Origin of the sequence: Sphingomonas endophytica, from assembly GCF_001476895.1 — a bacterium.
GTDB classification, from domain to species: Bacteria; Pseudomonadota; Alphaproteobacteria; order Sphingomonadales; family Sphingomonadaceae; genus Sphingomonas; species Sphingomonas endophytica_A.
In genome coordinates this window covers 1-26,511 of record NZ_LDTB01000044.1, presented here as the reverse complement: position 1 = coordinate 26,511, position 26,511 = coordinate 1, and the positions used below count along the sequence as shown (strand labels likewise).

Genomic DNA, 26,511 nt, shown 5'->3' with positions numbered 1-26,511 from the left:
ACGGCGGCGATCTCCCCCACGGAGACGCCGCCGTTCTTGGTTGGGCGTGAGGGAGAGCGATGGCCGGAATGTTCGGGTTGATGCAGGACAGCGCGCTGACCGTCGATCGCTTCCTCGATCACGGTGCGACATGGCATGGCGATCGCGAGATCGTGTCGCGGGAGGCGGACGGTTCGGTCACGCGCACCAACTATCGCGACCTGCGCGACACCGCGCGCCGGGTGTCCGACGCGCTGCTCGCCGCCGGGATCGCGCCGGGCGACCGGGTCGCGACGCTCGGCTGGAACAGCGCCCGCCACATGGCGGCGTGGTACGGCGCGACCAACATCGGCGCGGTGCTCCACACGCTCAACCCGCGCCTGTTCCCCGACCAGATCGCGTGGATCGCCAACCATGCCGGCGACCGGCTGCTGTTCGTCGATCCCGGCTTCGCCGCGCTTGCCGCACGACTGGCGCGTGATGTGCCGACGATCGAGCGGATCGTGTTCCTGTGCGACACCGTACAGATGCCCACTCTCGACTTTCCGGCGGTGGCGTTCGACGACTGGATCGCGGAGCACGCCGGCACCGCCGTCTGGGGCGGGTTCGACGAGCGGCTGGCGTGCGGGCTGTGCTACACCTCCGGCACGACCGGCAATCCGAAGGGCGTGCTCTACTCGCACCGCTCCAACTATCTGCACACGCTGATGTGCCTTCAGGCCGATGCGCTGGGTCTGACGCAGCGTGAGACGACGCTGTTGGTGGTGCCGATGTACCATGCCAACGCGTGGGGCGTCGTCTATGCCGCGCCCGCCGCCGGGAGCAAGCTGGTGCTGCCCGGATCGCGCATGGACGGCGAATCGCTGTACGAGTTGATCGAGCAGGAAGGCGTCACCTTCTCCGCCGCCGTGCCGACCGTCTGGCAGGGATTGCTCCAGTATCTGCGCGGCACGGGGCGCGGCTTCTCGACCCTGCACCGCGTCGTCATCGGCGGCGCCGCGCCGCCCGAATCGCTGATCCGCGCCTATCAGGACGACTACGGCGTCGAAGTCATCCAGGGCTGGGGGATGACCGAGACGTCGCCGCTCGCCACGCTCTCCTCGCCCACGGTCGAGGTGCTGGCGCAGCCCTATGACGAGCAGGTGCGGCGCAAGGCGATGCAGGGCCGCTTGCAGATCGGGCTCGACTTCCGGCTGGTCGACGATGCGGGTCGCGTCCTTCCGCGTGACGGCCAGACCGCCGGGCGGCTGCTGATCCGCGGCGCGACGGTCGCCAGCGGCTATTTCCGCGGCGAGGAAGACGCGGAGGGCGGCGCGGTGCTGGACCCGGACGGCTTCTTCGACACCGGCGACGTCGCGACCATCGATGCCGCCGGTTACATGCACATCACCGATCGCGCGAAGGACATCGTGAAGTCGGGCGGCGAGTGGATCAGCTCGATCGAGATCGAGAATATCGCGGTCGGCCATCCCGCGGTCGCGCTCGCCGCCGTGATCGGGGTGCCGCATCCGAAATGGGACGAGCGCCCGGTGCTGCTGGTCCAGGTCGCCCCCGGCCAGACGGCGGACAAGGCCGAGCTGCTCGCCTTCCTCGACGGCAAGATCGCCCGCTGGTGGATGCCTGACGACGTGCTGGTGGTGGAGGCGATCCCGCTGGGCGCGACCGGCAAGATCGACAAGAAGCTGCTGCGCGCGCAGCTGAAGGACTATCGTCTGCCCGCCGACGCCTGACGTCGGAACACCCCGCCCCGCCCCCTCGTTTCACCGCCATCACATCATGAACGTGAGAGGGGCGATGGCGGACTTGAGCAGGACCGCGCAAAGGTGGCTGCACGACTGGCCAGGGTGGCTGGTCGACCTGCTGTATGTCGTCGGCGTGCTCGCGCTCGCACTGGTGCTGCACCGGATCGTCATCTGGGTCGCGCGCCGGGCAACCCATGCGCGCCCCGAGAGCGCCAGCGCGCTGTTCGTGGAGCGGATCCGCAAGCTGCTGCGCTGGCTGATGCTGGCGATCGCGCTGGCGGCGGTGCAGCCCGCGCTGGACCTGACGCGCGGTCAAGCGGCCTTATGGGGCCGGATCGCGGCGCTGCTGGTTCCAGGCCTGATGGGCTGGTGCGCGATCGTCGCGGTCGGCACCGTCACCGACGTGATGATCCGCCATGCCGACATCAGCGTGGCCGACAATCTGCGGGCGCGCCGACGGCGGACGCGACTGGGCATCTTCCAGCGGATCTTCGTGTCGATCATCCTGCTGGTCACGATCTGCACGATGCTGATGACGATCCCCAGCGTGCGCAGCCTGGGCGTGACGCTGGCGGCATCGGCGGGACTGGCGGGGCTGGCGGTCGGCGCGGCGGCGCAGCCGGCGCTCAAGAATCTGATCGCCGGCTTCCAGATGATCTTTACCGAGCCGATCCGCATCGACGACGTGGTCATCATCGACAACGAATGGGGGCGGATCGAGGAGATCCGGCTGACCTATGTGGTCGTCAAGATCTGGGACGAGCGGCGGCTGGTCGTGCCCGTGTCGAAGTTCCTGGAGCAGAGTTTCCAGAACTGGACCCGGCAGTCGAGCGCGCTGCTCGGCAGCGTGTTCTGGTATGTCGATGCGGGCGCCGATGTCGAGCGGCTGCGGGTCAAGCTGGGCGAGATCGTCACCGCCAGCAATCGCTGGGACGGGCGCTTCTGGAACCTGCAGGTGACGGACGTGAAGGCGGACGGATCGGTCGAACTACGCGGGTTGATGACCGCCAAGGACGCCTCGACCGCCTTCGACCTGCGGTGCGAGATACGTGAAGCGTTGCTGACATATATGCGCGCCGAGATGCCCGAGGCGCTGTTCCGGCAGCGCAATCACGTCGAACTGGCAGGCTATAGCAACAGCGGGCCTTCCTCGGGCTCCGCCGATCGATCGAGCGACAGCAACGGATAGATACGGTCGCGGCCGTTCGCCTTCGCCTCATAGGCACGGCGATCGGCGCGATCGAGCAGCGTCACCAGCGTATCGGTGGGCCGCAGTTGCGCGATACCGCCGCTGATGGTGACGCGCGGCAGGTGCGGGTCGATCTCCGCCACCGCGTCGCGGATCGCCTGCCCGACCAGCGCCGCGCCGCGCAACGTCGTCCGGTCGAGCAAGGCGCAGAATTCCTCGCCGCCCAGCCGCGCGATCAACGCGGTGTCAGGCAGAGCGCGCTGTGCCGCCTGCGCGACCGCGCGGAGCACACCGTCGCCGGTCGCGTGGCCGAACGAATCGTTGACGCGCTTGAAGTGGTCGAGGTCGAACATGATCGCCGCCAACGGCTTTCCGTCGCGCTCCGCCTGCGCCAGCATCGCCGCCGCCTGCCGCTCGAACCCGCGCCGGTTGGCGACATTGGTCAGCGTGTCGGTCTCCGAGGCCTCCTGCGACGAGCGGAGCGCCAGGCGGATGATCATCAGCAGCACCGCCAGCCCCGACATCACCATCAACAGGCCGCCGACCGCCTGCGAGAACAGGGCATAGCCGCTGGTGGCATAGGCGCGCGGATCGTCACCGAAGCCGAATGCCGCCGCGAAGAACGGCTTGGCCATGAAATAGCACGCCGAGGCAGCGAAGATGATCCCCAGCAACAGCCACATCGGATCGCGGCTGGTGCGCGCGGCGCGTGCGGCGATGGCGGTATTGATGACGAAGATGATGTAATAGGGTGCCTGAAACACCACGCCGAACAGCAAGGTGTCGCGCGAGACGTTCCAGATTCCCACCCGCCCGACAAGCGCAGCGGCTGCCAGCGTCGGAATCAGCCAGGCTGGCAGGGGGCGCTCGGCGATCAACGCGACCCCCGCCAGGAAGCACAACATCGACACGGTGAAGCTGCCATAGCTCAGCGCGACGAAGAACAACGTCTGCGGCGTGTAATGGACCGCGAGTTCGGACAGGGGCGTCAGCGTCCCCCACGCATAGGTCATGCAGAAGACGATGGAGGCGCGCTGTTGCGGGTAAGAAGCGCGCACCACGGCGAACGACGCCGCGAACAGGAGCGCGATGCACACATTCACGATCAGCGCGTATAAAGCTCCGGTCACGCCACCCTGCCGCCCTTGTCCCGCCGTCATCGTCCTGACGATGGCCGGGTGCAACAACGAGGCGCGCCTGACAACAGCGGATCACAAGGAACCGCGCCCGCCGAAGCCGGCGTCAGTTAACCGTCATATCCGCCTTTTCTAGCGCCTGGAGGAACGTTTCCGCCCACCAGGTGACGTCCTGTTCCTGGACTCCGGCCATCAGCTTTTCCCAGCGCCTTACCCGCTCCTGACGCGGCATCCGCAGCGCCTGGTACAGCGCATCGGACACCTCCTCGGCGCTGTACGGATTGACGAGCAGCGCGTCGGTCATCTGCTCCGCCGCACCCGCGAAGCGCGACAGCACCAGCACACCGGGATCCTCCGGATCCTGTGCCGCGACATATTCCTTCGCGACCAGGTTCATCCCGTCGCGCAGCGGCGTCACCAGTCCGATCTTCGCCGCGCGATAGATGCCGGAAAGCTGATCGCGCGGATAACCCTGATTGACATAGCGAATCGGCACCCAGTCGACATCGGCATAGGCACCGTTGATCCGCCCGGAGAGCCCTTCGAGCGACTGGCGGATGCGCTGGTAGCTTTCGACCGAGACACGACTGGGTGGCGCGACCTGAAGCAGAAAGACCTCCTTGCGCTCCTCGGGATGCTCGTTGAGGAAGCGCTCATAACCCAGAAAACGTTCTTCCAGCCCCTTCGAATAGTCGAGCCGGTCGACGCCGACGATCATGTCGCGCCCGTCGGCGCTGTCCCGCATCCGGCGATAGGCGAGCCGTGCCGGCACGCTCTGCGACATGGCCGCGAACTCCGTGGCGTCAATACCGATCGGGCAAGCGATCAGTTCGACGTGCCGGTCGCCGAGCCGGGCGATATTGCCCTCGATCACGGCGCCCATATCGTGACGCGCGAAATCGCAGAACGATTCCAGCCACTCCTCGGTGTGAAAACCGATCAGATCGTAGGCGAACATCGATTCGACCAGCGCCTGCGCATTGGGCAACGTCCCCAGCAGGCGGCGTGGAGGCCACGGAATATGCAGGAAAAATCCGATCCTGTTGTCGCATCCGCGCGCGCGCAGCTCCGCGCCGAGCGGGAACATGTGATAGTCCTGGATCCAGATCACGTCGTCCGGCTCGACCAGCGGGCGGACGGTGTCCGCGAAACGCTGATTGGTGCGCTTGTAACCCCCTGCGAAATCACGCTCATATTCGGCAAGATCGATGCGGTAGTGGAACAGCGGCCAAAGCGTCCGGTTGGCATAACCGTCGTAATATTCCTGGACGTCCTGCTCCTCCAGATCGACCGTGGCGGTGGTGACACCTTGATTTCGCTGGAAATTGATATGGCCGTTGAACTGATCGGTCTGCTCGCCCGACCAGCCGAACCACATGCCGCCGCGATCACGCAGCGCAGCGGCGAGCGCGACCGCCAATCCCCCCTGCGCACCGGCGGTGGAGCCTTTCGGCGCGGTCACACGGTTGGAGATGACGATCAGGCGATTCAACGGATACTACTCCAGGGTTTGCTGAGCATGGCGGCGCAGTTGATCATGCCGACCAACGAATAGGTCTGCGGATAATTTCCCCACAATTCACCACTTTGCGGATCGATGTCCTCCGACAGCAGCCCGGCGGCGGTGCAGCGCGTCAGCATTTCCTCGAACAGAACACGCGCCTCGTCAGTGCGCCCGGTGAGAAAAAGCGCCTCGATCAGCCAGAATGTGCAGACGTTGAACGCGGTCTCCGGCAGCCCGAAATCATCCTCGGTATCGTAGCGGAGCATCGTCGAGCCGCGCCGCAAACCCTTCTCGATCGCGACCAGCGTGTCGAGGAAGCGCGGGTCGTCCGCCTCCAGAAAACGGAGGTCGAGCAGTTGCAGGACGCTGGCGTCGAGATCGTCGCCACCGAACGTCGCCGACATCCGGCGCGTATTCTCGCGCCAGGCCGCGCTTTCGATCCGGTCGCGGATCACCTGCGCGCGCTCGGCCCACAACTGCCGGCGCTCGTCCAGCTTCAGCCGCTCGGCGGCGTTGGCGAGGCGGTCGCATGCGGCCCAGCACATCGCGCTGGAATAGGTGTGGACGCTCTGGCGCGTACGCAGCTCCCACAGGCCGGCGTCGGGCTGGTCGTAATAGGCCCAAGCCCGCTCGCCGACGCGTTCCAGCGCCTCGAAATCCTCGACGCCGCTCAGCCGGAACAGGCGATGGTCGAAGAAGGCGTGAACCGAGCACAACACGATCTGGCCATAGGCGTCGTGCTGGATCTGCTCGGCCGCCTGGTTGCCGACGCGCACCGGACCCATGCCGCGATAGCCGGGCAGCGACTGTTCGATCCGCTCCGGCAGATGCGCTTCGCCGAGCACGCCGTACAGCGGCTGGATATGCCCGCCGCGCGCGCCGTCGACGATATTGCGGAGATAGCCGAGATACCCCTCCAGCACGTCCAGCGCGCCGAGCCGGTTGAGCGCCTGTACGGTATAATAGGCGTCGCGGATCCAGCAGAAGCGATAGTCCCAGTTGCGCTGCGACCCGGCATGTTCGGGGACCGAAGTGGTCAGCGCGGCGACAATCGCGCCGGTTTCCTCATGCTGGCACAGCTTGAGCGTGATCGCGCAGCGGATCACCACCTCCTGCCATTCCAGCGGCACCGCGAGGCCGCGCACCCAGCCCTGCCATTCCTGCGTGGTGCGATAGAGCATCAGGTCGACGGTGCTGGCGAGATCGCCCTGGAAGCTCTCGTCCGGCCCGAGGAAGAAATGCAGCGGCCGTTCGACGCGAAAGGCATGTTCGCCCTGCACCATCGCGATCGGCGCGGTCGTCGTCAGCCGCAGCGCGATCGTGTCGAGCAGCAGCCGCAGATGGTTCGACCCGCCGATCTGTTCGCGGCATCCGCCGCCCCAGCCGCAGGTCGGGCGCAGCGCGACGCGGACGCGCGGACTGCCGGCGATCGGGCGGACGATCCGCGCATAGCCGACCGGCCGATAGGTGCGCCCCTCGCGCTGGAAACGCGGGCAGAAGTCGATCACCTCGACCGCGCCGCCATGCGCGTCGCGATGCGTGGTGACGAGGATCGGCGTGTTGCGGATATATTCCTGTTCGACCGAGACGCTGTCCTCGATCGCGATCCCCCAATAGCCGCCCTGCGGATCCTCCCCGCCGAGCAAGGCCGAGAACAGGGGATCGCCATCGACGCGCGGCACGCACCCCCAGACGAAGCGTCCGGCGCGGTCGACCAGCGCACTGACCTGGCAATTGCCGATCGGCCAGAGATCCAGCGTCGTCGTCATGTCACCTCCCTGCACGCTTGGTCGAGCCAGACGAGCGCGTCGGCCACGCTGTCGACCCGATAGGTTGCGGCGGTGTCGCGCGGCGGGCCGACCAGCACGCCCGCGCCGCCCATGGCGGCGGCGGCGGCAAAGCCGGCCTCGTCGGTCACGTCATCCCCCACGAACACCGGAACCGTGCGGCGGCGCTCCGGTTCCGTCATCAGCAACGTCATCGCCGCGCCCTTGTCGCGTCCCGGCAACCGCAGTTCGGCGACCATCTTGCCATGCTGAACATGCAGATCATGCGCGGCGGCGAGCTGTTCCGCCAGCTCCGCCACGGCCTGCGCGGCGTCGGGCGCTCGGCGATAATGCAGCCCGATCCCGAACGGCTTGTCCTCGACCAGCAAGCCCGGATGCGCCGTCGCGAAGGCGTGCGCCCGCGCCAGCGCGGCGTCGAGCGCGGCGGGGCGTTCGGGCGATTCGATGTGGCCATCGACGGCGGCGATCTCCAGCCCGTGACTGCCGGCGACCGGCAGCGTGGCGGGGGCGATCAGCGCGCGCACTTCCCGCACCGGGCGCCCGGTGACGATCGCGACCCGCCCGGACAGGCGATCCGCCAGCCGCATCAACAACGGCGCCACCTCCGCGCCGACCGCGACGCCATCGGGCGTGTCGGCGATCTCGACCAGCGTCCCGTCGAAATCGAGGAACAGGCTGGCGTCGGTCAACAGGCTGGATGGCGGCGGCGCGAGAACGGTCATGCGCGCTTCAACTCACGCGCCCGGCATTTCGATGCAATGCCGCAACGATCAGCCGGCGATCGGGATCGTCGCCGGGGCGGCGACGACCGGATCCGGTGCCCGCACCAGCATGCCGGACCGCCAGCGATCATAGGCCGCGAAGAAGTCGGTGAACGGCTGTTCCAGCAGCGGCAATCGCTGCGCGGCGAAGGCGCCCAGTTCCTCTGGCGGGACCAGTGCCACCGCCCCGAGCGCGTCCTGCGCCGCCGCGCAGAAGCCGGCATGCGCGAAATCCTGCGCGAAGAAATTGTAGAGGCGCGTCATCTGGTCATCGAACGCATCCTCCCATTCCTTGCCGCGTGTCGCGCGATATTCCTGCTGGAGCGCGGTCTGCGCGTTGGCGAGCACGGCTTTGCGCGTGTTGAGCAGCGCGTTGTACCGGTTCACCATCTCCGGCTGTTGCGCGCCGTGACACGCCAGCACCGCGACGTTGAGCGCCGCGCGCAGGTGCCAGAGCGTGCCCGAGGGGGACAGGCCGACGTTCGGGGTCGCCCAGCGTCCATCGGGCAGACGGGCCGGGATCATCATGCCCGGCCGCGCGCCGGCGGGCAGCGGCGAGCGGATCATCGTGACGACCGGTTGCGGCGGCGGGGGCGGCGGCGCCGGCGGCGTGCGCGAGCAGGCGGCGCCCAGAAGGGACACCGCGATCATGGCGGCGAGCGGGCGCAGGCGCATCGTGGAACCCCTTTTCAAGACGCGAACGGGCGGCGTTTCCATGGTGCGGTGCCGCCGGGGAAGACGGGGACGACGCGCCGTGCCGGAGATGCGGTGAGGCGAATCGGGCAAGGCCATCCGCGCCGCATTCGTCATTCCGGCGCGGCCACGCGCCTCACTGATGACGTCACCGCGGCGAAATTCACGACGTCACCCCGGCGAAAGCCGGGGTCCATGTTTCCGCGAAAGCAACGACGGGTGCGTTTGGGGAAACATGGATGCCGGAATCCGTCCGGCATGACGGATAACGGGCTGAATTATGCCGCGCGCTTGTCGAAGGCCTGCGCGGCTTCGTCCATCAGCGAGGCGATGATCGCCGCGATCGGCTCTTCCTTCGTCACCATGCCGACCGACTGGCCGGCCATGACGCTGCCATGTTCGACATCGCCATCGATCACGGCGCGGCGCAACGCGCCGGCCCAGTAATGTTCGATCTGCAACTGCGCCTCCGCCATCGCCACCGTGCCCTCGTCAAGCGACTGGGCGACCTCGCGCTGGCGGGCGGTGAACAATTCGCCGCCGGCATTCTTCAGCGCGCGGACCGGGATGACCGGCAGGCGCGGGTCGATCTGGACGCTGGCGACCGCGTCGCGCGCGGAGGCGCGGATGAACGCCCTCTTGAAGTTCGGATGGGCGATGCTCTCGGTCGCGCAGACGAAGCGCGTGCCGAGCTGGACGCCCGCCGCCCCCATGTCGAGATAGCCCGCGATCGCCTCCCCACGCCCGATCCCGCCGGCGACGAACACCGGAACGACCTGCGCCAGTTCGGGCAGCATCTCCTGCGCGAGCACGCTGGTCGAGACGGGGCCGATATGGCCGCCCGCCTCCATGCCCTCGATCACCAGCGCATCGACGCCGGAGCGCACCAGCTTCTTCGCCAGCGCCAGCGTGGGGGCGAAGCAGATCACCTTCGCGCCGCTTGCCTTGATCGCCTCCAGCGCCCCCTTGGGCGGCAGGCCGCCCGCCAGCACGACATGGCCGACCCTGTGGCTGGCGCAGACCTGGATCAGCGCGGTCAGATCGGGGTGCATGGTGATGAGGTTCACACCGAACGCCCGATCGGTCATCGCCTTCGTCGCGGCGATTTCCGCGTCCAGCAGCGCGGGGGTCATCGCACCGCAGGCGATCACGCCGAAGCCGCCGGCGTTGGACATCGCCGAGACCAGATTGCGCTCCGACACCCACGACATCGCGCCGGCCATGATCGCGACATCGCTGCCGAGGAACCGCGCGCCGCGCTCCATGCGGGTGGCGAGGCGGCGGGCGCCGGTCGACGTGGACGGAGCGGGGGCGATCAGCGTGTCGGTCATCGCGACTGACTAGGAGCGCTGCGGGCGCGTGGCAACAGGGGCGGCGTCGACCAACGCGGACTCATCGCTGCAATCGATTTCTAAAACCTGCCATTTGCGTTAACCAGCCTCGGGAAGATCGCCTTATAGCCCCCCGGGTACAACGTCGTTCGAGCGTTGCCTGAGAGGATGTGGTTTTCGCGATGCATGCCGACCAACAATTTTCGCCGCGCCGTCGCATGGCGATCCTGACCGTGCTGACCATCGGTAGCTGGAGCATCGTCGGCGTGGCCGCCGAAGCGGCGCTCCACCTGGCGCGCTGAGCCACGACGACGCGAAACCGTCATCTGGCGGCCACGCGACCGTCACCGCGCGGAGACGCGCGCGTCACATGACGGCGGCATAACGGCGGCAAGGGAGAACCGCCCATGCCGCCGATCGCCGACATGCTCGACATCCGCCCGCTCGACCCCCGCCAGCCTCTCGCGACGGCCAGCGGGCATCTGGCCGATGTCACCGACCTGTTCGATTTCGCCAACTCGCGCCCGCACCGGCCCGAGGAGCCGGTCGGCGAGCGGCGGCGGTTTCGGACGATCTGGATCAGCGACTTCCATCTCGGCACGCGCGGCTGCAACGCCGACATGCTGATCGACTTCCTGGACCATGTCGACAGCGACATCATGTATCTGGTCGGCGATATCGTCGACGGGTGGCAGCTGAAGAAGCGCTTCTACTGGCCCGCCGCGCACAACGACGTGATCTGGCGGTTGATGAAGCGCGCGCGGCGCGGCACGCGGATGATCTACATCCCCGGTAATCATGACGAGATGTTCCGGCAGTTCGCGGGGCTCGATTTCGGCGGGATCAGGATCCGGCGCAAGGCGGTGCACGAGACCGCCGACGGTCGCCGCCTGCTGGTGCTGCACGGCGACGAATTCGACGCGATCACGCTGTCGCATCGCTGGCTCGCGCATGTCGGCGACGCGGCCTATACCGCGCTGATGACGCTGAACCGCGCGGTCAGCGCGGTGCGCCGCCGGTTCGGGATGCCGTACTGGTCGCTCAGCAAGCACGCGAAGGCGAAGGTGAAGAACGCGGTCGCGTTCATCTCGCGCTTCGAGGAGATCGTGGCGGAGGCGGCGGGCAGTCGCGGCGTCGACGGCGTGGTGTGCGGGCACATCCACACCGCCGAGATGCGTGACATCGCCGGGGTCGCTTATTACAACGACGGCGACTGGGTGGAGGGGTGCACGGCGCTGGTCGAGCATTTCGACGGATCGATGGAGATCCTGCACTGGGGCGACGAGATCGCGCGGCGCGAGGCGGCCCCGGTCGCGGCGCTCGCCGCCTGATCGGCATGCGCATCGCGATCGTCACCGATGCCTGGGCGCCGCAGGTCAACGGGGTGGTCCGCACGCTGGAGAATGTGGCGGCGGAACTGCGCGCGGGCGGGCATGAGGTGCTGATCGTCTCGCCCGCCGATGCGCCGTCGGTCCCCTGCCCCACCTATCCGGAGATCCGGCTGGCGTTGATGCTGCCGACGACGATCGGGCGGCGGATCGCGGCCTTTGGCGCGGAGGCGGTGCATATCGCGACCGAGGGGCCGCTGGGCGTCGCCGCGCGGCGCTGGTGCCGGTCGCGCGGGTTGCCGTTCACGACCGCCTATCACACGCAATTCCCCGATTACGTCGCGGCGCGGACGGGCGCGAATCCGGAGTGGATCTGGCGCTATGTCCGCTGGTTCCATGCCCCCGCCGCCGCCGTGCTGGCCTCCACCCCGACGATCGAGCGCGCGCTGAACGACCATGGCCTGCCGCGCGTCCGCCGCTGGGGACGCGGGGTCGCGCCGGTCTTCACGCCCGGGGGCGCGCGCGACGCGACGATCGCCGCGCTGCCGGGCCCGGTGCTGCTGCATGTCGGCCGGGTGGCGGTGGAGAAGAACATCGCCGCGTTCCTGTCCGCCGACGTGGCCGGCACCAAGGTGGTGGTCGGCGACGGCCCCGCCCGCGCGCAACTGGAGCGGCGATTCCCCGAGGCTGTGTTCCGGGGCGCGCTGTTCGGCGAGGCGCTGGCGGCGGCGTATCGCGCGGCGGACGTGCTGGTCTTCCCCAGCCGTACCGACACGTTCGGGCTGGTGATGATCGAGGCGCTGGCGTGCGGCACGCCGGTCGCGGCCTATCCGGTCGCGGGACCGGTGGATGTACTGACGCCGGAGACCGGGGCGATGGACGCCGATCTGTCGGTCGCGATCGCGCGCGCGCTGACGCTCGACCGTGCGACCTGCGCGGCGGCGGCGGCGGCCTTCACCTGGACGGCGAGCGCGCGGCAGTTCCTCGACGCGCTGCAGCCGTTCACGGCCGCGCACGCCGCGTGAGCGCGCGCTTGCCCTGACGCGCGGCACGCATTAAGTCACGCTCAACAGGCGGCCGCTCCGGTAAGGGGCGGCCCTTTGCATTTATGGAGACTATCCGCATGGCCCAGCCGCTCATGCCGCATGCGACCGCCTCGTGGCTTGTCGACAATACCGCGCTGTCCTTCGAGCAGATCGCCGATTTCTGCGGGCTGCACATCCTGGAGGTGCAGGCGATCGCGGACGATACCGCCGCGACCAAGCTGACCGGCCGCGACCCCGTCCGCGCGCACGAACTGACGCAGGACGAGATCGACAAGGCGCAGGCCGACCCGAACTATCGCATGAAGATGACCAAGGGGCCGGAGCAGGTGCGCCGCACCAAGGGCCCGCGTTATACCCCGGTCAGCAAGCGGCAGGACAAGCCCGACGGCATCGCCTGGATCATCCGCAACCACCCGGAGATTTCGGACGGCGCGATCAGCAACCTGATCGGCACCACCCGCACGACGATCGCGGCGATCCGCGACCGCAGCCACTGGAACATCGGCAACATCACGCCGAAGGATCCGGTGACGCTGGGGCTGACGACGCAGCGCGAACTGGACGCGGCGGTGAACAAGGCGGCGAAGGCGGCGGGCATCGAGCAGGCGCCGACCGACACCCGCCTGGACGGCGACCGCGAGGCGCTGATCGCGTCGCTGCGCGCCGAACGCGAGCAGGCCGCGCGCGACGCATCGGGCGAGAGCGAGGCACGTCCGGCGTTCGAGGATCCGTTCAAGCGCTGATCTCCACATCGTCACCCCGGCGCAGGCCGGGATCCATGTTTCCGCTTCAGTAACGGGCCGCGGCATGTGCGGTGACATGGACCCCGGCCTGCGCCGGGGTGACGGTGCATTGGGCGGAGCCGCCCGCTCTCAACATCAAAAGTGGATTTTCCCACCCCGCTGCCCCACATCGGGGGTCGCATGATGTACCCCCGCCGCAATCAATCGCAGATCATCCGTGTCGTCGACCTGGAAACCACCGGACAGGCGCCCCCCGCGCATGCGGTGTGCGAGGTCGGCTGGCAGGATGTCGCGCTGGGCGCGGACGGGCGGTGGGAATTGTACGGCGAGGGCGGCAACATCCTGGTCAATCCCGGTCGCCCGATGCCGCCGATCACGCAGGCGGTGCATCATATCCGCGACGAGGATGTCGCCGACGCGCCGTGGTGGCACGATGTCGCGCGGCAGGTGCTGGATCCCTATCCGCGCCGCGTCGCGCTGGCCGCGCACCGCGCCGCGTTCGAGGAGCAATTCTGCACCCCCGCGCTGACGCATGGCGCGCGCTGGATCTGCACGTGGAAATGCGCGCTACGGCTATGGCCGGATTCGCCGAGCTATTCCAATCAGGTGCTGCGCTACTGGCGCAAGCCCGCCGGGCTGGATCACGAGCGCGGCCTGCCAGCGCATCGCGCCTTCCCCGACGCCTATGTCACCGCGCATCACCTGCGCGACCAGTTGAACGAGGCATCGGTCGAGCAGCTGATCCAATGGTCGAGCGAGCCGGGCCTGTTGCCGCGCGTCCGCTATGGCCCGGATCGCGGCAAGGAATGGCGCGAGATCGAGGAGGAAAGCCTCGTGAAGTTCATGACCGATCGCGACCCCGACGTGCGCTTCACCGCCGAGACGGAAATGGCGCGCCGGCGCGGCGGCGGGCATGTCGGGCGGATGAGCGCGCAGGAATTGTTGTTGTAGGTATGTGATACGCGTTGTTGCGGTAACGCTGGCACAAATCGCGGGGGCGCGATAACGCGCGTCTCGATGGCCGATCTTCCCGCCACCACCGTTCAGCGGAGCCAGCTGGCGCGGCGCATGGCCGTGCTGATGGCGTTCGGCTTTCTGGCGCTGCTGGCGGTCGGCTATGCCGCGGTCCGGGTCATGCAGCGCAACGAGGTGCACACCCGGCTGGTCGAACATACGTTCCGGGTCGAGAATGCGGTGCTCGACACGCGTCGCCTGATCGAACAGTCGGAAACCGCGCGACGCGGCTTCATGCTGATGCCCAGCCGCATCGTCACGCTGAACACGTTCCGGCGCACGCAGGACGAGCTGGACCGGACGCTGTCGCGGCTGGGTGGGTTGATCAGCGACAACCCCGTCCAGTCCCGCAACCTGCAGAGCCTGCGCCTCCAGCTGGCCAACCTGACCGCGCGCCGGCTGCGGTCGATCGCGCTGGTCGAGCGTGGCGACCAGCGCGGCGCGCTGATGCTGTTCGCCGACGACGGTGAGGTGCGCGACCTGCGCACAATCCGCTACCTGCTGGATCGCATGGCAGCGGCCGAGCGCCGGCTAATGACCTATCGCGACCAGGAACTGCGCGCGAGCGAGCGGCTGTTCTACGCGATCATCGTGTTCGCGGGCGGATTGCTGGCGGTGGTCGCGACGATCTCGCTGGTGACGATCCTGTCCTATACCCGCGATATCGCGCGATCCGAGGAAGCGTTGCAGGCACTGAACGTCGGGCTGGAGGACATGGTCGCGGCGCGCACCGCCGACCTGACGCGCGCCAATGACGAGATCCAGCGCTTCGCCTATATCGTCAGCCACGATCTGCGATCGCCGCTGGTGAACGTGATGGGCTTCACCGCCGAACTGGAGACGGCCGCCGGGTCGCTCGGCGCGCTGCTCGATCGCGTCGAGGCCGACGCGCCGGAACTGGCCAGCGAGGAAGCGCGGCTGGCCGCCCGCGAGGACCTGCCGGAGGCGATCGGCTTCATCCGCGCCTCGACGCAGAAGATGGACCGGCTGATCAACGCCATCCTGCAATTGTCGCGGCAGGGACGCCGCGCGCTGACGCCGGAGAAGATCGAGGTCGCCGCGATGGTGACGCAGATCGGCGAGACGCTGTCGCATCGCCTGAGCGAGGCGGACGCGACGCTGAGCGTCGAGGGCGAATTGCCGATGGTGGTCACCGACCGGTTCGCGCTCGACCAGATCCTGTCGAACCTGATCGAGAATGCCGTCAAATATCTGCGTCCGGGCGTGCCGGGCCGCATCACCGTCAGCGGGCGGCGCGAGCGCGACCGCGCGGTACTGATCGTCCGCGACAACGGCCGTGGCATCGATCCGCGCGATCACCAACGCGTGTTCGACCTGTTCCGCCGCTCCGGCGCGCAGGACCGGCCCGGCGAGGGCATCGGCCTGGCGACGGTGCGTGCGCTCGTCTTCCGGCTGGGCGGTACCATCGACGTCGCGTCGACGCTGGGACAAGGTGCCGCCTTCACGCTCTCGCTTCCGCTCGTCCTTCCTCATCAGGAAATTGCCGCATGAACGCGCCCCAATCCGTCAACATCATCATGATCGAGGATGACGAAGGTCATGCCCGCCTGATCGAGAAGAACATCCGCCGCGCCGGGATCATGAACGCGATCCGCCATTTCACCGACGGCACCAGCGCGCTCGACTATATCTTCAACGACACCAGCGGACCGCAGCTGAACGGGCCGGCGCTGGTGCTGCTGGACCTCAACCTGCCCGACATGAGCGGGACCGACATCCTGGCCAGGATCAAGAACAGCGACGGCCCGGTGAAGCGTACCCCGGTCGTCGTCCTGACCACCACCGACGACAGCCGCGAAATCCAGCGCTGCTATGATCTGGGCGCGAACGTCTATATAACCAAGCCCGTGAATTATGAGAGTTTTGCACAGGCGATCCGCCAACTGGGGCTGTTCCTCTCCGTGATCCAGGTCCCCGATCTGGGCGACGAGCGCGGGTGATGGACGCGCCGCGCGTCCTCTATATCGATGACGACGCGGGCATTCGCCGGCTGGTGACGCGCGCGCTGGAGCGGCGCGGTTACCGCGTGACGGTGGCCGATGGCGGCGAGGCGGGGATCGCGGCGGCGCGCGCCGAGCATTTCCATGTCGTGGCGGTCGACCATTATATGCCCGGGATCGACGGGCTGGAGACGATGGCGCGGCTGGCGGCGCTGCCCGATGCGCCGCCGATGGTCTATGTCAGCGGATCGGAAGAGACGCAGATCGCGCTGGCGGCGCTGCGCGGCGGCGCGGCCGATTATATCGTCAAGACGGCGTCGGACGACTTCTTCGACCTGCTCGACGCGACGTTCCGGCAGGTGATGGAACGCAGCGAACTCGCGCGGCAGAAGGCGTGCGCGGAAGCGGGGCTGCGCGCCAGCAACGCGCGGCTGGAGGCGTTGCTGGCGGAGGTGAACCACCGGGTCGCCAACTCGCTGCAACTGGTCTCCGCGATGGTGCGGATGCAGGCGAGCGCGCTGACCGATGAGGCGGCGCGGGCCGCGCTGGAGGATACGCAAGCGCGGATCAGCGCGATCGCGCAGGTCCACCGGCGGCTGTACACCGGCGACGATGTCGAGAGCGTCGACATGCTGGATTACCTGACCCAGTTGATCGACGAGCTGACGCAGACGTGGTCGACCACCGAGTGCCCGCGCGCGCTGGTGCTGGATGCCGAGCCGCTGCGGCTGCCGACCGATCGCGCGGTTTCGCTGGGCGTGATCGTCACCGAACTGGTGAGCAACGCGTGCAAATACGCCTATCCGGGCGGCAGCGGCGAGGTGCGCGTGCGGCTGTCGCGGGACGGCGATGCGCGCTTCCGGTTGACGGTGGAGGACGACGGGATCGGGATCGGCGATGCGACGCCGAAGGGCACCGGTGTCGGCACGCGGTTGATCAAGGCGATGGCGCAGAGCCTGGATTCGATCGTGGAATACGACCGGACGCATATCGGCACGCGCGCGAGCGTTGCGGCGGCGGTGGACTGAGGCCGGGCCGGTCGGATCGAAGAGCCGTCGCCCCTGCGGAGGCAGGGGCCTATCTCTGTCGATTGGTTGGGCGACGCCGACACACCCGGGTAGCGCTTGTGTCAGCCGATCCGCACCACGATACAGCAATAGGCCCCTGCCTCCGCAGGAGCGACGGGGTCAGTCCAGGTTCGGGCGCAGCAGGCGTGTCGCGCGGTCCTTGTCGACGCCGAGCCGCTGCGCGTAATCGATCAGTTGGTCCTCGCCGATCCGCGCGACGCCGAAATATTCCGCCTGCGCATGACCGAAATAGAAACCGCTGACCGCGGCCGTCGGCAGCATCGCGAAGCTTTCGGTCAGTTCCAGCCCGGCATTCTTCCCCGCCTCCAGCATCTCGAACAGCCGCACCTTGAGCGAATGTTCCGGACAGGCCGGATAACCCGGCGCGGGGCGGATGCCGCGATATTGCTCGCGGATCAGCGCCTCGTTGGTCAGCTGCTCGCCGCTGGCATAGCCCCACAATTCCTGCCGGACATGCGCGTGCAGCGCCTCCGCGAACGCTTCGGCCAGGCGATCGGCCAGCGCCTTCAGCAGGATGTCGTTGTAATCGTCGTTATCGGCCTTGTAGCGCGCCAGATGCGCGTCGATGCCGTGGATGCCGACCGCGAAGCCGCCGATCCAGTCGCCCGCCGGATCGATGAAATCGGCGAGGCACATGTTGGCGCGGCCCTCGCGCTTGGCGATCTGCTGACGCAGGAACGGCAACCGCGTCGAATGTTCGTTGGTGCGGTCGAGATCGGGAACGTTGAACCCCTCCGGCACGCTGCCGCCGTCGGGCGAGCGATGGTCGGCGCTGTGGCGGTCGTGGACCCACACGTCGTCGTCGTGGCGATGGCACGACCACAGCCCGGCGACGCCGCGCGCGGTCAGCCACTTCTCCGCCACGATCCGGTCGAGCATCGCCTGCGCGTCGGCGAACAGCGAGGACGCGCTTTCGCCGACCACCGCGTCGGTCAGGATCGCGGGGTAATTGCCCGCCAGTTCCCACGCGCGAAAGAACGGCGTCCAGTCGATATACTGGCGCAGGTCGGCGAGGTCCCAGTCGTCGAACACGTGCACGCCCGGCCGCTGCACCGGCGGCGCTTTCAGGGACATGTCGGCCGCGAAGCCGCGCTTGCGGGCTTCGTCGAGCGGCAGGAGATTGTTCTGCCCCTTGCCCTCGCGCGCGTCGCGCACCGCTTGATAGTCCGCCGCGACCCCGGCGACGTAATCGTCGCGGATCGTGGTCGAAACCAGCGTCGTCGCGACGCCGACCGCGCGGCTGGCGTCGAGGACGTGGACGACCGGCCCGGTGTACGCCGGCGCGATGCGCAGCGCGGTATGGACCTTGGAGGTGGTCGCGCCGCCGATCAGCAGCGGCATCCGCATCTGCGCGCGCTGCATTTCCTCGGCGACCGTCACCATCTCGTCGAGCGAGGGGGTGATGAGGCCCGACAGGCCGATCATGTCGGCGTCATTCTCGTTGGCGGCGTCCAAGATCTTCGACCACGGGACCATCACGCCCAGGTCGATCACCTCGAAGCCGTTGCACTGGAGCACGACGCCGACGATGTTCTTGCCGATATCGTGGACGTCGCCCTTGACGGTCGCCATCACGACCTTGCCCTTGCCCTTCGCGCCGGGTTCCTTGGCGGCCTCGATGAACGGCATCAGGTGCGCGACCGCCTTCTTCATGACGCGCGCCGACTTCACGACCTGCGGCAGGAACATCTTGCCCGATCCGAACAGGTCGCCGACGACGTTCATCCCGTCCATCAGCGGCCCTTCGATCACCTCGATCGGGCGCGCGTACATCCGGCGGCATTCCTCGGTATCGTCGACGACATGCGCGTCGATGCCCTTGACCAGCGCATATTCGAGCCGCTTGGTGACCTCCAGCGAGCGCCACTCGGCGGCCTGTTTCTCCGCCGCCGCGTCGGTGCCCCGAAACTTCTCGGCCAGCGCGACCAGCCGGTCGCCCGCCTCGGGATCGCGGTTGAGGATGACATCCTCGCACGCCTCGCGCAGCGCAGGGTCGATCTGGTCATAGACGTCGAGCTGCCCGGCGTTGACGATCGCCATGTCCATGCCCGCCGGAATGGCGTGGTAGAGGAACACCGAGTGCATCGCGCGGCGCACCGGCTCGTTGCCGCGAAAGCTGAACGACAGGTTCGACAGCCCGCCCGAGATATGGACGTGCGGGCAGCGCGCCTTGATCTCACGACACGCCTCGATGAAGTCGACGCCGTAGTTATTGTGCTCCTCGATCCCGGTCGCGACCGCGAAGACATTGGGGTCGAAGATGATGTCCTCGGGCGGGAAGCCGATCCCGGTCAGCAGCTTGTAGGCACGCTCGCAGATCTCGACCTTGCGCGCCTGCGTGTCCGCCTGCCCGACCTCGTCGAAGGCCATGACGACGACGGCGGCGCCATAGTTCATGCACTTGCGGGCGTGCGCGAGGAATTGCTCCTCGCCCTCCTTCATGCTGATCGAATTGACGATCGGCTTGCCCGACACGCACTTCAGCCCCGCCTCGATCACGTCCCATTTCGACGAGTCGATCATGATCGGCACGCGCGCGATATCGGGCTCGGCGGCGATCAGCTTCAGGAAGGTCGTCATGGCGTGGTGCGCGTCGAGCAGCCCCTCGTCCATGTTGACGTCGACCACCTGCGCGCCATTCTCCACCTGCTGGCGCGCGACCTCGACCGCGCGGGTATAATCGCCGGCGAGGATCATCTTCTTGAACGCCGCGGAGCCGGTGACGTTCGTGCGCTCGCCGATGTTGACGAACTGGGTGGAGGTGGTGGTCATTTCATTCCCGTCGCCCCTGCGGAGGCAGGGGTCTATCTCTAATTCGGCAAACGGTATCGCTCGGGGCGGAGAGACATGGGCCCCTGCCTGCGCAGGGGCGACGGCTCGCTACGCCGCCATCGTGAACGGTTCGAGGCCCGCCAACCGCGTGCGCACCGGCGGCACCGCCACCGCGCGCGGGGTCATCCCGCGCACATGATCGGCGATCGCCTTGATATGCGCAGGCGTCGAGCCGCAGCAGCCGCCGAGCACATTGACCTGCCCCGCGAACGCCCATTCGCCGACCAGCCCGGCGGTGGTGGCGGGCGCCTCGTCATAAGCACCCAGTTCGTTGGGCAGGCCGGCATTGGGATAGACCATGATGAGCGTGTCGCAGAGTTCGCTCAGCGTCTTGACGTGCGGGCGCAGCTGCTCCGCGCCGAACGAGCAGTTCAGCCCGATCGTCAGCGGCCGGGCATGGCGAACGGCATGCCAGAACGCCTCGACCGTATGCCCCGACAGGTTGCGCCCCGACAGATCGGTCAGCGTCATCGACAGCATGATCGGCAGGTCGCGGCCCAGCGCCTCCCCCGCCTCGATCGCGGCCATGATCCCCGCCTTGGCGTTCAGCGTGTCGAACACCGTCTCGATCAGCACGAAGTCCGCGCCGCCCTCGACCAAAGCATCGATCTGCTCGCGGTACACGTCCTTCAGGTAATCGAAGTCGATCTCGCGATAGCCGGGATCGTTGACGTCCGGCGACAGCGACAGCGTCTTGTTGGTCGGGCCGATCGCGCCCGCCACGAAACGCGGGCGGCCGTCCTTGGCCTGATATTCGTCGGCAATGCGACGCGCGAGCTTCGCGCTCTCCACGTTGATCTCGCGCACCAGCCCCTCGGCACCGTAATCGGCCTGGCTGATGCGGTTGGCCGAGAAGGTGTTGGTCTCGGCGATATCCGACCCGGCCTCGAAATAGGCGCGGTGGATCGCCTCGGGCACCTCGGGCTTGGTCAGCGCGAGGATATCGTTATTGCCCTTCTGGTCGTGACCGAGCGTCAGCGTGCCCGCGTAATCGGCCTCCGACAGCTTCCAGTTCTGGATCTCGGTGCCGAACGCGCCGTCGGTGATGAGGATGCGCTTGGCCGCCTCGGCGTTGAACGTGTCGCGGACGCTCATGCCGCCGCCCTTCCCTGTTGAGGCCGGGCGCGGACGCCCAGCAGATGGCAGATCGCGAAGCTCAGCTCCGCCTTGTTCATCGTGTAGAAGTGGAGCTGCTCGACCCCGCCCGCATAGAGCTTGCGACAGAGTTCGGCGGCGACGGTCGCGGCGACCAGCTGCCGCGCGCCGGGATGGTCGTCCAGCCCCTCGAACAGCCGCACCAGCCAGCCGGGAACGGCGGTGTTGCACATCGCCGCCATGCGCTGCACGCCCGCGAAGCTGCCGATCGGCATGATGCCGGGAACGATCTCGGCATCGATCCCCGCCGCCGCCGCCGCATCACGATACCGGAAGAAGGTTTCGGCCTCGAAGAAGAATTGCGTGATCGCGCGGTTCGCGCCCGCATCCAGCTTTCGCTTCAGATTATCGAGGTCCGCCGCCTGATCGGGCGAATTGGGGTGCATTTCGGGATAGGCCGCGACCGAGATCTCGAACGGGTGCAGCCGCCGCAGCCCCGCGACCAGCGCCGCCGCATTCTCATACCCGCCCGGGTGCGGGGTGTACTCCGCCGCGCCCGCCGGCGGATCGCCACGCAGCGCGACGATGTGGCGGACACCCGCCGCCCAATATTCGCTGGCGACGGCATCGATTTCCTCGCGGGTCGCCTCGACGCAGGTCAAATGCGCGGCAGCGGGAACCGAGGTTTCGCGCGCGATCCGGGCGACCGTGGCATGGGTGCGGTCGCGGGTCGAGCCGCCCGCGCCGTACGTCACCGACAGGAAGCGCGGCCCCAGCGGGCACAATGTCTCGATCGACTGCCAGAGATTTTCCTCGGCCTTGTCGGTCTTGGGCGGCGAGAATTCGAAGCTGACGTCCACCTTGCCGCCGACATCGGCGTAGAGCGGCGCGTCGAGCGCGCGGCGCGCCTCTTCCAACTGGTTGACCGAGATCGTCATGCCGCCTTCACCTCCCGCACCGGCGCGCCGGTCGTTCCTTCGTCGTCGGACGCCGCTTTGCGTCCCAACCATAATTTTACCGTCAACGCGCCGCCTTCCAGCGTCTCGACACGCTCCAGCGCCAGACCGGCGGCGGCGAACCACCCGGCGATCTGCGCGTCGGCGAAGCCGAGCCGGGTATGGGCGTCGCGCGCGCGCAACTCCTCGCGATCGTGGCTGGCGAAATCGGCGATCAGCAGCCGCCCGCCGCCGTCCAGCACCCGCGCCGCCTCGGCGATCGCGGCGCCCGGCTGCTGCGCGAAGTGCAGGACGTGATGCAGGATCGCCATATCCGCCCCACCGTCGCCGAGCGGCAGCGCATACAGATCGGCCTGGCGCAACTCGGCATGATCGCCGACCCGCGCGCGAGCCAGTCGCAGCATCTCGCTGCTTTTGTCGATGCCCATGGCCTGCGTGGCGGCGGGGGCGAACAGCTCGATCATGCGACCGGTACCGGTGCCGATATCGATCAGCCGGCCGAGCGGCTCGACGCTCAGCAGCGCGCGCATCGCCGCCTCCACCTGTTCCTCGGCAACGTGCAGCGAGCGGATCGCATCCCATTCGCCGGCATGCGCCTCGAACCACGCCGCCGCCGCCGCCGCGCGATCCGCGCGCACCGCCGACAGCCGCGCCACGTCGGCCTCCACCTCGGCGGCGATTCCGAAGGCGTCGAGCGCGGCCATGACAGGCGCGACCAGCGTCCGCTCACCCAGCGCCACGAAGACCCAGCTGCCTTCCTTGCGCCGTTCCGCCAGCCCGGCGTCGCAGAGGATCTTCACATGCCGGGATACGCGGGGCTGGCTTTGTCCCAGCACTTGCGCCAATTCGCCGACCGACAATTCCATGGTTCCGAGCAGCGCGACGATCCGCAGCCGCGAGGCGTCGGCAAGCGCGCGGAAGATATCGAGGGCCAGCTTCATCCGATGACATATAAAGATATCTTTATATGCGGTCAATGACATGCCGGATGAACCTTTGCCGCGATGTTTCGTTCGCGCCCCACACCCGGCATGCTCCGCCGGCGTAACGAACAGGGAGAGTGTGATATGAAGCGACTTCTGACGTCCGGGCTGGTTGCCGCCACTGCCCTCGGTCTGGCCGCATGCAGCGAGCGCGCGCAGAACGAGACCGCCGAGGCGGGCAATGCGATCGCCGCGGACACCGCCGCGACGACCAGCAACGCCGTCAACGACGTCGATGCCGCCACCGACCGCGCGCTGAATTCGGCCGAGAACAGCCTGGATCGCACCGGTGCGGCGCTGCGTAACTCGGGCGATCGCGCCGCCGATGCGACCGGCAATGCGATGGTGCGCGCGGGCGAGGAACTGCGCGACAAGAACTGATCGACGATCGCCGCCGCCCGCATCGACCGGGCGGCGGCCTGACGATTGCCGAAGGATCATCATGGCCGAATTGCGACGTCTGGGCGCCTCCGACCTGCGGATCGCGCCGCTGGTCCTGGGTGGCAATGTCTTCGGCTGGACCGCCGATCGCGACGCATCGTTCGCGGTGCTGGACGCCTTCGTCGACAGCGGTGGCACGATGATCGACACCGCCGACGTCTATTCGGCGTGGGTCGGCGGGCATACCGGCGGCGAATCGGAGACGATGATCGGCGCGTGGCTGCGCACGAGCGGTGCGCGGGATGGCGTGCTGATCGCCACCAAGGTCGGCATGTTGCCGGGCGAGGGCGGCGAAAAGCTGGCTCCGGCTCGGATCGTGGCCGCATGCGAGGCATCGTTGAAGCGACTCGGCACCGACCGCATCGACCTCTATTTCGCGCATCAGGACGATGACGCGCAGGCGCAGGAGGATGTCGCCGAAGCGTTCGCGACGCTGGTGCGCGACGGCAAGGTACGCGTCTTGGGCGCCTCCAATTTCCACGCGGCACGACTGAAATCGGCCATCGAGGTCGCGCGTGCGGCCGGACTGCCGCATTATCAGGTGCTGCAACCCGAGTATAATCTGGTCAGCCGCCACAAGTTCGAGGGCGAGTTGCAGGATTATTGCGTCGCCGAGAACATCGGAGTCGTCCCCTATTACGGGCTAGCGGCGGGCTTTCTGACCGGCAAGTACCGCAGCCGCGACGATCTGTCGCAAAGCGTGCGCGGCGGGCAGATGGGCGAATTGCTGGACGGCAAGGGCAGCGCGGTGCTGGCGGCGATGGACGAGGTCGCGGCGGACACCGGCGCGACGCTCGCGCAGATCGCGCTGGCGTGGCTGATGGCGCAGCCCGGCGTCACCGCGCCGATCGCGAGCGCAACGTCGGTCGCGCAGCTGCGCGACCTGGTGGGGGCGATGACACTGACGCTGGGTGCGGACCAGCTCGAACGGCTGACCGTCGCCGGTGCCTGAAGGGCGGTGGTCCACAGAGCGCTGGTGGGCGGGCCTGGCGGCGCTGACGCTGGTCGTCGTAGCTGTGCCCGCGCAAGCGGCGGTCACGATCACCTTCTGGAGCCGTGACTTCGGCAATTCCTTTCCGCACGCCTTCTTCATGTTGCGCGGAACGCCCGACGCCGGCGGTCCGCCCGTCGACGCCAGCTATGGCTTCACCGCCAGATCGCTGAGCCCCGCGATCCTGTTCGGCAACGTGCGCGGACGGGTGGAGCGCCCCAAGCCCTTCTATATGGCGGGCAGCCATGTCCGCTTCGCCCGCGTGCTGACCGATGCCCAATATGCCGCGATCCTGTCGCTGGTGCGCGAATGGCATGAGGATACCGGCGATGCGACCTACAACCTCAACAGGCGCAATTGCGTGACCTTCGTGCGCGAGGCGGCGCGGCGCGCCGGCTTGGCCATGGTCGATTTCCCGAAGCTGATGAAGAAGCCGAGCAGCTATCTGCGCGCGGTCGTCGCGGCACAGCCCGGGCAGGTGACGGTGATCGAGCAGACCGGCAAGGCGTATCTGGCCGCGCTGCCCCCGCTGACGGGTACGGTGCCGGTCGATGCCCCGGTTTCCGACCCCGGCACCCTGCCGGGCAAGCGGAAGGCCACCGCGCAGCCCTGATCAGCCGGCGGGCACCAGTTCCAGCACGTCGAGCGTCGATTCGAACGCGGGATAGGGCATCGCCAGCCGCCAACGCCGCGCCCCGATCCGCTCGACCCAGCCCGCCACGTCGCGGGTACGGTCGCGGCCGTAAGCAAAGGGTCGCACCTCGTCCCCCAGCGTCAGCGTGCCGAGGAACGCCGCGCGCGTTCCTTCCGCGCGATAGATGGTGCCGACCTGCCGCTGCGATCCGGTCAGCTTGGCCAGCTGCGCCTCGCCATCGGCGGTGGGCGTGACAAGGCAGTCGAACCACGGATAGGCGAGGTAATCGCGTTGCCCGGCGATCTTCGCGCCGAGCTTAACGACGCGGCAGCGATAGCGACCGCGCGGCGGCACCGGGCCGGGCAGCGCGGCGTCGATCGCGAGCAGCGGCCCCTGCGCGGCGACCTCCGCCGCCGCGGCGCGACGGGCGGCCGTCAGCGCCCCGGTCCACGCATCGCGCCAGCGACGCAGCCGGTCGCGATCGGCCGCCGTCGCCACCGTCCGCCAGTCGCCGGGCTCCACCGCGGCGGGTGGTGTCGGCATCGGGGCAGCGGTGCGCCGGCCTCCGCATCCGGCGAGGCACAGCAGCAGCATCGCGCCGGTCGCGATCCTCACGCGGCGGTCCAGCCGCCGTCGACCGACAGGTTCGTGCCGGTGATCGCCTTCGCCTCGTCACGACAGAGGAACAGCGCCAGCGCCGCGACCTGTTCCGGCGTCACGAATTCCTTGGTGGGCTGCGCGGCGAGCAGCACGTCGTTCATCACCTGATCGCGGGTCAGCCCGCGCGCCGCCATCGTATCCGGAATCTGCTTTTCGACCAGCGGCGTCCAGACATAGCCCGGCGAGATGCAATTGACCGTGATGCCGTCGGTCGCCGTCTCCAGCGCCACCGTTTTGGTCAGCCCGACCAGCCCGTGCTTGGCGGCGACATAGGCGGCCTTGTTCGGGCTGGCGACCAGGCTGTGCGCCGAGGCGGTCGATACGATCCGGCCCCAGCCGCGCGCGCGCATGTGCGGCACGGCCGCGCGCATCGTGTGGAAGGCGCTGGTCAGGTTGATGGCGAGGATCGCGTCCCACTTCTCCACGGGGAAATCGGCGATGCCGCACACGAACTGGATGCCGGCATTGTTGACGATGATGTCCGGCCCGCCCCACGCATCATGCGCGCGCGCCACCATCGCGGCGATCGCGGCGCCATCGGTCATGTCGGCGGGATCGTAGCACGTCTCGCCCTCCCCGCGCGCATCGACGTCGGCCAGCGCCGCCGCGATCGCATC

At 68.1% G+C, this 26,511-nt stretch carries 24 protein-coding genes; 12 read left to right on the top strand and 12 right to left on the bottom strand.

Translation table 11 applies throughout. The annotated features are described in order from the left end of the window. Positions 1-59: 59 nt before the first annotated feature. The gene (locus NS334_RS11020; protein WP_342585548.1) at positions 60-1,709 is read left to right on the top strand and encodes a long-chain-fatty-acid--CoA ligase; all 1,650 of its coding nucleotides are present in this window, start codon (positions 60-62) and stop codon (positions 1,707-1,709) included. 64 nt (positions 1,710-1,773) lie between these two features. Further along, the gene (locus NS334_RS11015; RefSeq protein WP_083500415.1) at positions 1,774-2,910 is read left to right on the top strand and encodes a mechanosensitive ion channel family protein; all 1,137 of its coding nucleotides are present in this window, start codon (positions 1,774-1,776) and stop codon (positions 2,908-2,910) included. Here the strand turns inward: NS334_RS11015 and NS334_RS11010 are convergent. The 6 genes from NS334_RS11010 to NS334_RS10985 all read right to left on the bottom strand — a co-directional run bounded on the left by NS334_RS11010 (position 2,850) and on the right by NS334_RS10985 (position 10,122). Then, on the bottom strand, positions 2,850-4,070 hold the full coding sequence (locus NS334_RS11010; RefSeq protein WP_058756007.1) for a GGDEF domain-containing protein: 1,221 nt from the start codon (positions 4,068-4,070) through the stop codon (positions 2,850-2,852). The genes NS334_RS11015 and NS334_RS11010 overlap by 61 nt on opposite strands. A gap of 82 nt (positions 4,071-4,152) precedes the next feature. Continuing rightward, complete coding sequence (otsA, locus tag NS334_RS11005; protein WP_058756006.1) at positions 4,153-5,538, bottom strand: alpha,alpha-trehalose-phosphate synthase (UDP-forming); 1,386 nt, start codon at positions 5,536-5,538, stop codon at positions 4,153-4,155. Further along, a complete protein-coding gene (locus NS334_RS11000) occupies positions 5,535-7,319 on the bottom strand; it encodes a glycoside hydrolase family 15 protein (RefSeq protein WP_058756005.1) in 1,785 nt (594 codons plus the stop codon). The genes otsA and NS334_RS11000 overlap by 4 nt, the downstream gene beginning before the upstream one ends. Beyond that, positions 7,316-8,059, bottom strand: coding sequence for a trehalose-phosphatase (gene otsB / locus NS334_RS10995; RefSeq protein WP_058756004.1), 744 nt, complete (start codon positions 8,057-8,059; stop codon positions 7,316-7,318). Before otsB ends, NS334_RS11000 begins: the two co-directional genes overlap by 4 nt. 48 nt (positions 8,060-8,107) lie before the next feature. Continuing rightward, on the bottom strand, positions 8,108-8,773 hold the full coding sequence (locus tag NS334_RS10990; protein ID WP_058756003.1) for a hypothetical protein: 666 nt from the start codon (positions 8,771-8,773) through the stop codon (positions 8,108-8,110). A gap of 296 nt (positions 8,774-9,069) precedes the next feature. Continuing rightward, positions 9,070-10,122 carry an NAD(P)H-dependent flavin oxidoreductase gene (locus tag NS334_RS10985; RefSeq protein WP_193753066.1) on the bottom strand — a complete coding sequence of 351 codons (1,053 nt, stop codon included), beginning with the start codon at positions 10,120-10,122 and terminating at the stop codon, positions 9,070-9,072. Between the two features lie 425 nt (positions 10,123-10,547). Here NS334_RS10985 and NS334_RS10980 point away from each other — a divergent pair, with 425 nt between their 5' ends. The 7 genes from NS334_RS10980 to NS334_RS10950 all read left to right on the top strand — a co-directional run bounded on the left by NS334_RS10980 (position 10,548) and on the right by NS334_RS10950 (position 17,242). After that, positions 10,548-11,453 (top strand): UDP-2,3-diacylglucosamine diphosphatase, encoded by a 906-nt coding sequence (locus NS334_RS10980; RefSeq protein WP_083500417.1) that lies wholly within the window; start codon positions 10,548-10,550, stop codon positions 11,451-11,453. A 5-nt stretch (positions 11,454-11,458) separates the two neighbouring features. Next, complete coding sequence (locus NS334_RS10975) at positions 11,459-12,475, top strand: glycosyltransferase family 4 protein (RefSeq protein ID WP_058756002.1); 1,017 nt, start codon at positions 11,459-11,461, stop codon at positions 12,473-12,475. A 98-nt stretch (positions 12,476-12,573) separates the two neighbouring features. Then, the gene (locus NS334_RS10970) at positions 12,574-13,239 is read left to right on the top strand and encodes a DUF1013 domain-containing protein (protein ID WP_058756001.1); all 666 of its coding nucleotides are present in this window, start codon (positions 12,574-12,576) and stop codon (positions 13,237-13,239) included. 180 nt (positions 13,240-13,419) lie between these two features. Next, on the top strand, positions 13,420-14,190 hold the full coding sequence (locus NS334_RS10965) for a 3'-5' exonuclease (protein WP_241491915.1): 771 nt from the start codon (positions 13,420-13,422) through the stop codon (positions 14,188-14,190). A 66-nt stretch (positions 14,191-14,256) separates the two neighbouring features. Then, positions 14,257-15,765 carry a sensor histidine kinase gene (locus tag NS334_RS10960; RefSeq protein ID WP_058756000.1) on the top strand — a complete coding sequence of 503 codons (1,509 nt, stop codon included), beginning with the start codon at positions 14,257-14,259 and terminating at the stop codon, positions 15,763-15,765. Continuing rightward, positions 15,762-16,214: a response regulator gene (locus NS334_RS10955; protein ID WP_058755999.1), complete on the top strand. Its 453-nt coding sequence runs from the start codon at positions 15,762-15,764 to the stop codon at positions 16,212-16,214. Before NS334_RS10960 ends, NS334_RS10955 begins: the two co-directional genes overlap by 4 nt. After that, positions 16,214-17,242 carry a sensor histidine kinase gene (locus NS334_RS10950; protein WP_058755998.1) on the top strand — a complete coding sequence of 343 codons (1,029 nt, stop codon included), beginning with the start codon at positions 16,214-16,216 and terminating at the stop codon, positions 17,240-17,242. The genes NS334_RS10955 and NS334_RS10950 overlap by 1 nt, the downstream gene beginning before the upstream one ends. A gap of 159 nt (positions 17,243-17,401) precedes the next feature. Here NS334_RS10950 and metH read toward each other — a convergent pair whose 3' ends face one another. The 4 genes from metH to NS334_RS10930 all read right to left on the bottom strand — a co-directional run bounded on the left by metH (position 17,402) and on the right by NS334_RS10930 (position 23,126). After that, positions 17,402-20,074: a methionine synthase gene (metH, locus tag NS334_RS10945; RefSeq protein WP_058755997.1), complete on the bottom strand. Its 2,673-nt coding sequence runs from the start codon at positions 20,072-20,074 to the stop codon at positions 17,402-17,404. A gap of 108 nt (positions 20,075-20,182) precedes the next feature. Then, positions 20,183-21,229 (bottom strand): homocysteine S-methyltransferase family protein, encoded by a 1,047-nt coding sequence (locus tag NS334_RS10940; RefSeq protein ID WP_058755996.1) that lies wholly within the window; start codon positions 21,227-21,229, stop codon positions 20,183-20,185. Then, on the bottom strand, positions 21,226-22,167 hold the full coding sequence (metF, locus tag NS334_RS10935; RefSeq protein ID WP_058755995.1) for a methylenetetrahydrofolate reductase [NAD(P)H]: 942 nt from the start codon (positions 22,165-22,167) through the stop codon (positions 21,226-21,228). Before metF ends, NS334_RS10940 begins: the two co-directional genes overlap by 4 nt. After that, a complete protein-coding gene (locus NS334_RS10930; RefSeq protein ID WP_058755994.1) occupies positions 22,164-23,126 on the bottom strand; it encodes an ArsR/SmtB family transcription factor in 963 nt (320 codons plus the stop codon). Before NS334_RS10930 ends, metF begins: the two co-directional genes overlap by 4 nt. A 126-nt stretch (positions 23,127-23,252) precedes the next feature. Between NS334_RS10930 and NS334_RS10925 the strand changes: the two genes are divergently transcribed. From NS334_RS10925 to NS334_RS10915, 3 genes are all read left to right on the top strand, one after another. Further along, positions 23,253-23,549, top strand: a complete 297-nt coding sequence (locus NS334_RS10925; RefSeq protein WP_058755993.1) for a hypothetical protein — start codon at positions 23,253-23,255, stop codon at positions 23,547-23,549. A 61-nt stretch (positions 23,550-23,610) separates the two neighbouring features. Beyond that, positions 23,611-24,561: an aldo/keto reductase gene (locus NS334_RS10920; RefSeq protein WP_058755992.1), complete on the top strand. Its 951-nt coding sequence runs from the start codon at positions 23,611-23,613 to the stop codon at positions 24,559-24,561. Further along, the gene (locus NS334_RS10915; RefSeq protein WP_193753065.1) at positions 24,554-25,213 is read left to right on the top strand and encodes a hypothetical protein; all 660 of its coding nucleotides are present in this window, start codon (positions 24,554-24,556) and stop codon (positions 25,211-25,213) included. Before NS334_RS10920 ends, NS334_RS10915 begins: the two co-directional genes overlap by 8 nt. On the opposite strand, the gene NS334_RS10910 is transcribed toward NS334_RS10915, so the two are convergent. Further along, the gene (locus NS334_RS10910; RefSeq protein WP_241491914.1) at positions 25,214-25,849 is read right to left on the bottom strand and encodes a DUF4893 domain-containing protein; all 636 of its coding nucleotides are present in this window, start codon (positions 25,847-25,849) and stop codon (positions 25,214-25,216) included. It abuts the gene before it with no gap. After that, a partial coding sequence (locus NS334_RS10905) for a 3-hydroxybutyrate dehydrogenase (protein WP_058755990.1) occupies positions 25,846-26,511 on the bottom strand: 666 nt, incomplete at its 5' end. The genes NS334_RS10905 and NS334_RS10910, both read right to left, overlap by 4 nt.